Consider the following 8,426-nt stretch of genomic DNA (forward strand, 5'->3'; position numbering starts at 1 on the left):
TCAGGCTGTGGCGAAGGCTCCCAGGGTGTGGTCGGGGCGGATGCCTTCGAAGTTGCGCTGCCAGATCTCGTAGTAGAGGAACTCCTCATCGCTGCGCAGCGCCCAGCTGTGCTCGGGCTGCTCCGGGATCGCGCCGGTGTCGGCCTCGCGGGCCTTTCCCCTGGCCAGCTCGGCGAGCACGGTGCCGGCACCGGATCCGTCGCCGAACTGCTCCTTGCCCCGCCAGAGCAGGTCCTCGGGCAGCCAGCCGGTGAACGCCTCGCGCAGGATCGCCTTCTCCGGGCGTCCGTCCGGGCGTTGCTTCCACTCCGGGGGCAGGGCCAGGGCCGTGCGGACCAGCGCGGAGTCCAGGAACGGCTCGCGGGCCTCCAGGCCGAAGTACATCGTGGTCCGGTCGCAGCGCTGCAGGTTCAGGTGGTGCAGCTGCTCGAGCGAGCGGACCAGCTCGGCGTGCAGGGTGTCCGGGTCGGCGTAGGACTCGTCGTGGATGTAGGAGTAGCCGGCGAACAGCTCGTCGGCGCCCTCGCCGGTGAGCACGACCTTGACCTTCTTCGACGCCTCCCGGGCCAGCAGCAGGTTCGGCACCGCGCTGCGGACCAGGGCCGGGTCGTAGTGCTCGATGACGGTGACGGCCTGGTCCAGCGCGGTGTTGATGTCCTCGGGCGTCACCACGATCTCGTGGTGGTCCGAGCCGATGTGCGCGGCGACCTTGCGGGCGGCGATCAGGTCGCCGGACCCCTCGGTGCCGACCGCGAACGTCGGCAGGACCTCGCCCCTGGCCCGCGCCAGCGGCGCGGCGATCGCGGCGACCAGCGCCGAGTCGAGACCACCGGAGAGGAACACGCCGACGCCGACATCACTCATCATCCGGCGCTTCACCGCGGCGATCACGGCCTCGCGGATCTGGTCGAGCACGACGTTGTCCCACATCGGGTGCTCGGCGCGCCGGGCCGGGCGGACCTCGACCGGGACGGCGTCGGCGTAGCGCACCAGCCCGGACGACGGGCTCCACAGGCAGCCGGGCGGGAACGACTCCACGTAGGGCCGGTCCTCGACGTCGAAGGCGCGCAGCTCGCTGGCGAACAGCACCGTCGCGTCCGGGTCCGGCGAGGTGTAGGGCACCGACTCGTCGACGGCGGCGCTGGTTCTCGTTCCGCGTCCGCTGCTCTCGCCCGGGGGGATCCAGTACAACGGCTTGACCCCCATCGGGTCCCGGGCGACCAGGCCGCTGCCGTCGGTACGCGCCATCGCCACGGCGAACATGCCGTTCAGCGAGCCGACGGCGATCTGGCCGTCGCGCATCACCGCGTGCAACGCGGCCTCGGTGTCCGACCCGGTGCGCACGGTGCCGTCCGGGAACGCCGAGGAGATCCGCTCGTGGTTGTAGATCTCGCCGTTGCCGACGATCCACGCGGACTCGGCCGCGTCGGCCATCGGCTGGTGCCCGCCGCTCACGTCCATGATCGACAGGCGCTGGTGGCCGAGCCACGCGGACGTCTCGACGTGCACGCCGGTGTCGTCGGGGCCGCGGTGCGCGACCTGGGCGAGCATCCGCTCGTACTTGCCGGAATGCCGGCCGTGGTCGATGTCACCGAATGCCGCGACGATCCCGCACATGGGTCCACCATCCCACGGTCCGCAGGTCCGGGCCGCTCCGGCGCTGTGAGTTTGGGCATCGGTGCCCCCGAATGACTCGCCCGAGTTTGCCCGGGCCGTGCCACGTTCGTACCGTTGTGGGTGGCCGGGTCGGATGTCGCCGCAGTTGTCGACCGGATCGGCCCCCGGGCACCCGTCGCGGAGGCCGCCTTCCCGGCGGACCAGGAGCGCGCAGGCGCGCGCGACCCGACCGAGGGGCGGACGACGTGGCGACGGCAGAGCACGACCAGCAGAAGCGGCACAAGGTCGTGATCGTGGGCGGCGGCTTCGGCGGTGTCCAGACCGCGAAGGCGCTGCGCAGGGCCGACGTCGACATCACGCTGATCGACCGCACCAACCACCACCTGTTCCAGCCGTTGCTCTACCAGGTCGCGACGGGGATCCTGTCCCCCGGCCTGATCGCCCCGGCGCTGCGCCGGGTGCTCAAGACCCAGCGCAACGTGCGGACGCTGCTGGCCGAGGTCGGCGACATCGACCTCGAGCGCAAGGTCGTGCACGCTGCCGCGCCGGACGGCCAGCACATGGACCTGGACTACGACACGCTCGTGGTCGCCGGCGGCGCGACGCACGCCTACTTCGGGCACGACGAGTGGGCCGAGCACGCCCCCGGCATGAAGACGATCGAGGACGCGCGCATGCTGCGCAGCCGGATCCTCGGGGCCTACGAGCTCGCGGAGGTCTCCCGGGACCCGGCCGAGCGGGAGGCGTACATGACGTTCGTCGTCGTCGGCGCCGGCCCGACCGGGGTGGAGCTCGCGGGGCAGCTCTCCGAGCTGGCCCGCTACGTGCTGCCGCGGGAGTACCGCTCGATCGACACCCGCGAAGCGAAGATCATCCTGCTGGACGGGGCCCCGACCGTCCTGCCGCCGTTCGCGAAGAAGCTGCAGCGCTACACGCACCGGACGCTCGAGGACAAGGGCGTCGACGTCCGCCTGAACAGCATGGCGACCCACATCGACGCCGACTCGATCACGGTGAGGAACCCCAAGGGCGAAGAGCGGATCGTGGCCCGGACGAAGGTCTGGGCGGCCGGGGTGCAGGCCTCCCCGCTCGCCGCCATGCTGGCCAAGGCCACCGGCACCGAGGTCGACCGCGCCGGGCGGCTGGCCGTGGACCCGGACTGCAGCCTGCCCGGGCGCCGCGACGTCTACGCCGTCGGCGACATGGTCTCCACCATCGACCGCCTGCCCGGCGTCGCCCAGGTGGCGATGCAGCAGGGCACCTACGTCGGCAAGCTGATTGCTGCCCGCAGCAGCGGCGACGACACCACGCCCGCGCCGTTCAAGTACTTCGACAAGGGCTCGATGGCCACCATCGGCGCCCGCGAGGCCGTGGCCGACGCGTTCGGGGTCAAGGTCACCGGGTGGCTCGGCTACCTCATGTGGTGCTACGTGCACGTGATGTTCCTGATCGGCTGGGGCAACCGGTTCGGCACGCTCTACAACTGGGTGCGCTCGCTGCGCTACGCCCGCAACCGCGGTCACCGCCTGATCAGCGTGCAGGCGTCCTACGACGAGAGCATCGCCGCCGAGCACCACGGCGCCGCCGAACAGCGCAGCACCGAGGACTTCGGACGCGACATCCCCAAAGCCGCGTCCTGACCCGCCTCCCGGCTCCCGACCCGACCGGGCGCGGCGCACGCACGAGGTCGTTGACCTGCGGTGCGTCACCGTCCGTGCACGGCAGGTGGTGAACGATCCGGAGCCTGCGGCGAGCGGTCGTCGTCGGCCCGAGAATCGGGCATACCGGTCGCCTCGCGGGGTCCCGGGAGCGGGCGACACGCCGGTGAACTGGGGGTTCTCGCAGGTACCGATCACGGCTCTGCCAGTCTGTACGGCGATCCGCGAGTCGTATCATGCTCACCCGCTCCGGGTGCGTGGAACCGAGAGGAGTTGTCAGCGATGGCACTGCCCACCCTGACCCCCGAACAGCGCCAGGAGGCGCTCAAGAAGGCGGCCGCCGCGCGCACCGCCCGCAAGGAGCTCCGCGACAAGATCGCGAGCGGCGAGGAGACCATCCCGTCGGTGCTCGGTCGGGCCAAGACCGACCAGATCGTCGGCAAGACCAAGGTCGCGGACCTGCTCAAGAGCGTCCCCGGCTGGGGGCCCGCCAAGGTCACCAAGGTGCTCGAGGAGACCGGCATCGACGTCTCCCGGCGCGCCGCCGGCCTCGGCGACCGCCAGCGCGCAGCGCTGATCGAGAAGGTCGGCTGACCTTCGCGGCACACCGATCCGGCCCGGCCCCGAGTTCGTGGGGACCGGGCCGGTGTCGTGTCCGGGACGGGTGCGACGGCGCCGCTCAGCCGCGGCCGATCAGCCCCCGGTCGGCGAGGAAACGCAGGGCCACCTGGTCCTCGCTGAGCCCCTGCAGGTCCGCCAGGCCGTTCAGCTCGATCATGGTGTCGACGGTCAGCAGTGGCGCCAGCCGCGCGACGAGCGTCCGCAGCGGCGGGTACTGATCCAGGGTCTGCGCCCGCACCGTCAGGCCCGCCAGCTGGGTGATGATCACGCCCTTGTCGTCGGCGAGCACGGTCAGGTTCAGCGATCGGATCCGCGCGTCGGTCGTGAACACCTCCGCGAAGTCGCACGGGCTGCTCCGGGCCACGTTCACGAAGTTCAGTGCGAAGTCGTTCTGGTACACCTGCGACGCGGGGAAGTACGCGTCGTAGGAGCGCTGCAGGTCCTCCCAGGCCCGGTCCAGGAACTCCGCGGCCCCGCAGAACGTCGCCCGGTCCGGGTCCGGCCGGATGTAGGCCGCCATGTCCGAGAGCGTCCGGACCTGCGCCAGCGGCCCAGACACGTCGCTGCGCCGGGCGACCGCGTACTGGTTGCCGAACGCCGCGGGGCCGAGCCACACGATGCCGTTGCGCTGCGCGTCCTCGGCCGCGACGGCGTCGTAGAGCTCCCGCTCGCCCGGGATCAGGTCGTCGTGGCCGAGGAACAACGACCACCCGGTCCCCGCGTACTCCCAGTACGCGTCGATGGCGCCGGTCTCCAGCGCGGAGCGCACGATGGACGACCCGGACAGTCCGGTGCGGTCGACCGTCGTCGCGCCGGCGGCCTGCAACGCGTAGTCGAGGATCTTGCCGAGGATCTTCTGCTCGGTGAACTCCTTGGAACCGACGGTGATGCGGGCACCGGAGAGGTCCACCTCGCGGGCCAGCGAACCTCCGCGCAGCTGCTCGACGGGTGGGCGCAGCGCCGCGGCCGCGGCGCCGGAACAGCCCGAGGTCACCGCGGCGACCGCGAGCAGCAGCCCCGGCAGCGCCCGGCGCGGGATGGGTCGGGACACGGGTGTCATCTCCTTCGTCCGGCGCACGTCAGACGCCACGGGGGGCCAGGTTGTCCTCGGCGATGGCGGCCAGCCAGTCGATCAGCAGCGCGAGCGCGGCGACCAGCACGCTGCCGGTGACCAGGACGATGTTCCGGTTGGAGGCGAGGCCGTTGGAGATGATGTCGCCGAGCCCGCCCGCACCGATGAACGTGGCGAGCGCGACGGTGCCGGTGGTGATCGTCAGCGTGGTGCGCACCCCGGCCAGGATCACCGGCACCGCCAGTGGCAGCTCCACCGACACCAGCACGCCGAGTTTCGTCATCCCCATCCCACGCGCGGCCTCGATCACCGACCGGTCGACCTGGCCGATCCCGGCGATCGTGTTGCGCACGATCGGGAGCACGCCGTGGATCACGAACGCCAGCACCGCGATCGCGTACACCGGCAGGCTCAGGAACGCGACCGCGAACAGCACGATCAACCCGATGGACGGGATCGCCTGGCTGATGTTGGCGAGCGTCAGGACCGGTCCGGAGAAGCGGCTGACCCCGTCCCGGGTGAGCAGCACCCCCAGCGGGACGGCGACCAGCAGGATGATCACCGACACGATCGCGGTGAGCTGCACGTGCTGCCAGGTCCGGCTCAGGATGTAGGCGGCGTTGAGGCTGCGCCGCTCGATCGAGTCGAGCTGCCGCGAGGACACGTACAGGTAGAGCACCACCAGCGCGACGACGACGATCGCCGGGCGCACGAGGTGGGTCGCCCACCTCGCCCGGGGGCCCTTCGTCCCGGGGCCCGGGGTGCCGCCCGCGGCCGGCGCGGCGCCCTGCTCGGAGACCACGGCCATCTCAGACCGTCCCCGGTGTCGCCACGGTGCCCGGGCGCGGGACGGCGGGCCCGGCGTCGGTGTGCACCGTGGACAGGATCGTCTCCAGGTCCAGCACCCCCCGGTAGGCACCGGCGTCGTCGACCACCACGACGGCCGACGAGTTCGCGGCCAGCATCGCGTCCAGGGCGGCGAACAGCGAGTCGCCCGGCCCGATCCGGGTCACGATCGGCAGGCCGCGGTCGAGGACGTCGCCGCTCGCGTCCGCGGGGACCCAGCCCAGCGGGCGCCGGTCGGCGTCGAGCAGCGGCAGGAACTCCCGCGCGCCGGCCCGCACCGCGGCCGCACGCTCGTCGCGGTGGGTGTCCTGGCCGATGCTCGGCCAGTCCGGCACCGGCACGTCGCCGACCCGGGACAGCGTCAGCCGCTTGATCGCCGCACCGGAACCGACGAACTCGGAGACGAACGGGGTCGCCGGCTCGGTGAGGATCCGCTCCGGGGTGTCGTACTGCTCGATCCCGCTGCCGGCGTTGAAGATCGCGATGCGGTCGCCCATCTTCACCGCCTCGTCGATGTCGTGGGTGACGAACACGATCGTTTTTCCCAGCTCGGACTGGATCCGCAGGAACTCGTTCTGCAACGTCTCCCGGGTCAGCGGGTCGATCGCGCCGAACGGCTCGTCCATCAGCATCACCTCCGGATCCGCGCCCAGGGCCCGGGCCACGCCGACCCGCTGCTGCTGCCCGCCGGAGAGCTGTCTGGGCAGCCGCCCCCGGTAGGTGTCGGGGTCCAGGCCGACGAGCGTCAGGAGCTCGTCGACGCGCCCGGCGACCCGCTTGCGGTCCCAGCCGAGCATCCTGGGCACCGTCGCGACGTTGTCGGCCACGCTGCGGTGCGGGAACAGCCCGGTCTGCTGGATCGCGTAGCCGATCCGGCGGCGCAGGGCGTCCGGGTCGGCCCGGGTGACGTCCTCGCCGTCGAGCAGGATCGTGCCGGACGTCGGCTCGATCAGCCGGTTGATCAGCTTCATGGTGGTGGTCTTGCCGCAGCCGGACGGGCCGAGCAGGACCACGATCTCCCCCGGCGGCACGTCGAGGTCGAGCCGGTCCACGGCGGGCCGGTCCTGGCCCGGGTAGCGCTTGGTCAGCTGCTCGAGCCGGATCATCGGCTCCGCCGTCGGTCCGGTGTCGGTGCGTCCGTTCTCAGGCACGGGCCCCCCTCGTCGTCGTCAGTCGGGTGAGCAGCGCGATCGCGGCGTCGAACACGACCGCCAGCACGATGATCCCCAGGATTCCCTCCAGAGCCAGGTACACCGCGAACGGTGTCCCGGCCGAGGACAGGCCGGACAGGATCAGGTTGCCCAGCCCCGGCCCGTTCACCGCCGCGGAGATCGCCGCGATACCCAGCAGCAGCTGGGCCGAGACCCGCACCCCGGCCAGCACCACCGGCCAGGCCAGCGGCAGCTCGATCGAGAGCAGCAGCCGTCGGCGGTCCATCCCCACCCCGCGGGCCGACTCGGTCACCGCAGGGTCGACCTCCCGCAGGCCGACGATCGCGTTGCGCACCACCGGCAGCAGCCCGTACAGCGTCAGCGCCACGATGGCCGGCGCGGTGCCCAGGCCGAGCAGCGGGATGAGCAGGCCGAACAGCGCGTAGGACGGGATGGTCATGATCAGCGAGGCGCTGTTGACGGCGGCCGCGCGGCCGAGACCGGTGCGGTAGGTCAGCACCGCCAGCGGGACGCCGACCAGCACCGCCAGTGCGAGGCCCTGCAGGACCAGCACCGCGTGCTCGAACGTGTACCCGATCACCTCCAGGTAGTTGGAGGCGAGGTACTCCCAGAAACTCATGCGGGCAGTATTCCGGGCGAATCAGGCAGGCGGGGCGTCCCGGTCACGGCGTGTCCCCGCTCGGTCTACCGGGCCCCGACCTCCGGCAGCACCAGCCGGGACGGCTGCGACGGGTCGTGGTGCACGGTGTGCTCGGCGACGACCGCCTCCCCGGCGGTGCCGAGCTCGGGGACCGTCCTGGTGTGCAGGTTCCGGCTGCGCCGCGGGTAACAGGCGCCGGCCACGTGCACCCGGATCCGGTGCCCGGCGCGGAACGTGTGCGCGGTGTCGTGCAACGCCACCTGTACCGTGACCGGCTCGCCGGGGGCGAGCCAGTCCGCGGTGCCACCGAGCCGGTAGCGGGTCCGCACGGCGCCCTCGGCGACCGGCAGCGCGAACCCGTCCGGCTCGACGTCGACGAGCGTGACGCACACGTCGGCGTCCGGGGCGGTGCTGGACAGCGCCAGCTCCAGACGCGGGACGCCGGCCACGGAGACCGGCTCCGCGAGCGTCGGCGAGGTGTAGACCAGCACGTCGGCGCGATGGTCGACCGCACGCTGGTCCTGGATGCCGTCCGGGCCCAGCGCGGCGGCCGGGAACGCGCCGCCGCAGGTCGGGAACGGGTCGTGCGGGTCGGCGCGCACGGTGTCCGACGCCGCGCCCGGCCCCTGCGCGCCCGGCCCCTGGGTGACGCCGGTGGCCGGGTGCAGGGACCCGTCACCGGAGGCCGAGCGGGCGTCACCGCCGGAGCCGAGCAGCCAGGCCGTCCCGCGTCCCGGCGGCGGCCAGGACGCCGCCGAGGCCCACCGGTTCTCGCCGCCGACGTGGTAGCGCACCGGTTC

At 72.4% G+C, this 8,426-nt stretch carries 8 protein-coding genes; 2 read left to right on the forward strand and 6 right to left on the reverse strand.

All coding sequences use genetic code 11. The features are described 5' to 3' along the window. The gene (gene asnB / locus I4I78_RS26315) at positions 1-1,617 is read right to left on the reverse strand and encodes an asparagine synthase (glutamine-hydrolyzing) (RefSeq protein WP_218614186.1); all 1,617 of its coding nucleotides are present in this window, start codon (positions 1,615-1,617) and stop codon (positions 1-3) included. Positions 1,618-1,862: 245 nt separating this feature from the next. On the opposite strand from asnB, the gene I4I78_RS26320 reads away from it, so the two are divergent. Further along, positions 1,863-3,257 (forward strand): NAD(P)/FAD-dependent oxidoreductase, encoded by a 1,395-nt coding sequence (locus I4I78_RS26320; protein ID WP_218614187.1) that lies wholly within the window; start codon positions 1,863-1,865, stop codon positions 3,255-3,257. Positions 3,258-3,557: 300 nt separating this feature from the next. Then, on the forward strand, positions 3,558-3,869 hold the full coding sequence (gene mihF, locus I4I78_RS26325; protein ID WP_130289030.1) for an integration host factor, actinobacterial type: 312 nt from the start codon (positions 3,558-3,560) through the stop codon (positions 3,867-3,869). An 85-nt stretch (positions 3,870-3,954) separates the two neighbouring features. Here mihF and I4I78_RS26330 read toward each other — a convergent pair whose 3' ends face one another. The 5 genes from I4I78_RS26330 to I4I78_RS26350 all read right to left on the reverse strand — a co-directional run. Then, complete coding sequence (locus I4I78_RS26330) at positions 3,955-4,947, reverse strand: glycine betaine ABC transporter substrate-binding protein (RefSeq protein WP_218614188.1); 993 nt, start codon at positions 4,945-4,947, stop codon at positions 3,955-3,957. Positions 4,948-4,975: 28 nt separating this feature from the next. Beyond that, a complete protein-coding gene (locus I4I78_RS26335; protein WP_218614189.1) occupies positions 4,976-5,776 on the reverse strand; it encodes an ABC transporter permease in 801 nt (266 codons plus the stop codon). A 1-nt stretch (position 5,777) separates the two neighbouring features. Further along, a complete protein-coding gene (locus I4I78_RS26340) occupies positions 5,778-6,920 on the reverse strand; it encodes an ABC transporter ATP-binding protein (protein ID WP_218614192.1) in 1,143 nt (380 codons plus the stop codon). 37 nt (positions 6,921-6,957) lie between these two features. Beyond that, complete coding sequence (locus I4I78_RS26345) at positions 6,958-7,605, reverse strand: ABC transporter permease (RefSeq protein WP_218614190.1); 648 nt, start codon at positions 7,603-7,605, stop codon at positions 6,958-6,960. Between the two features lie 65 nt (positions 7,606-7,670). After that, positions 7,671-8,426, reverse strand: a 756-nt coding sequence (locus I4I78_RS26350; protein WP_218614191.1) for a CocE/NonD family hydrolase, incomplete at its 5' end; no start/stop codon positions are given.

It is taken from the genome of Pseudonocardia sp. KRD291 (assembly GCF_019263595.1).
In the GTDB taxonomy this organism is placed as follows: Bacteria; Actinomycetota; Actinomycetes; order Mycobacteriales; family Pseudonocardiaceae; genus Pseudonocardia.

Excerpts from the sequence above, each read along its gene's own strand:
- I4I78_RS26335 (WP_218614189.1), bottom strand. The coding sequence starts at position 5,776 with ATGGCCGTGGTCTCCGAGCAGGGCGCCGCGCCGGCCGCGGGCGGCACC.
- mihF (WP_130289030.1), top strand. The coding sequence starts at position 3,558 with ATGGCACTGCCCACCCTGACCCCCGAACAGCGCCAGGAGGCGCTCAAG.
- asnB (WP_218614186.1), bottom strand. The coding sequence starts at position 1,617 with ATGTGCGGGATCGTCGCGGCATTCGGTGACATCGACCACGGCCGGCAT.
- I4I78_RS26345 (WP_218614190.1), bottom strand. The coding sequence starts at position 7,605 with ATGAGTTTCTGGGAGTACCTCGCCTCCAACTACCTGGAGGTGATCGGG.
- I4I78_RS26340 (WP_218614192.1), bottom strand. The coding sequence starts at position 6,920 with ATGATCCGGCTCGAGCAGCTGACCAAGCGCTACCCGGGCCAGGACCGG.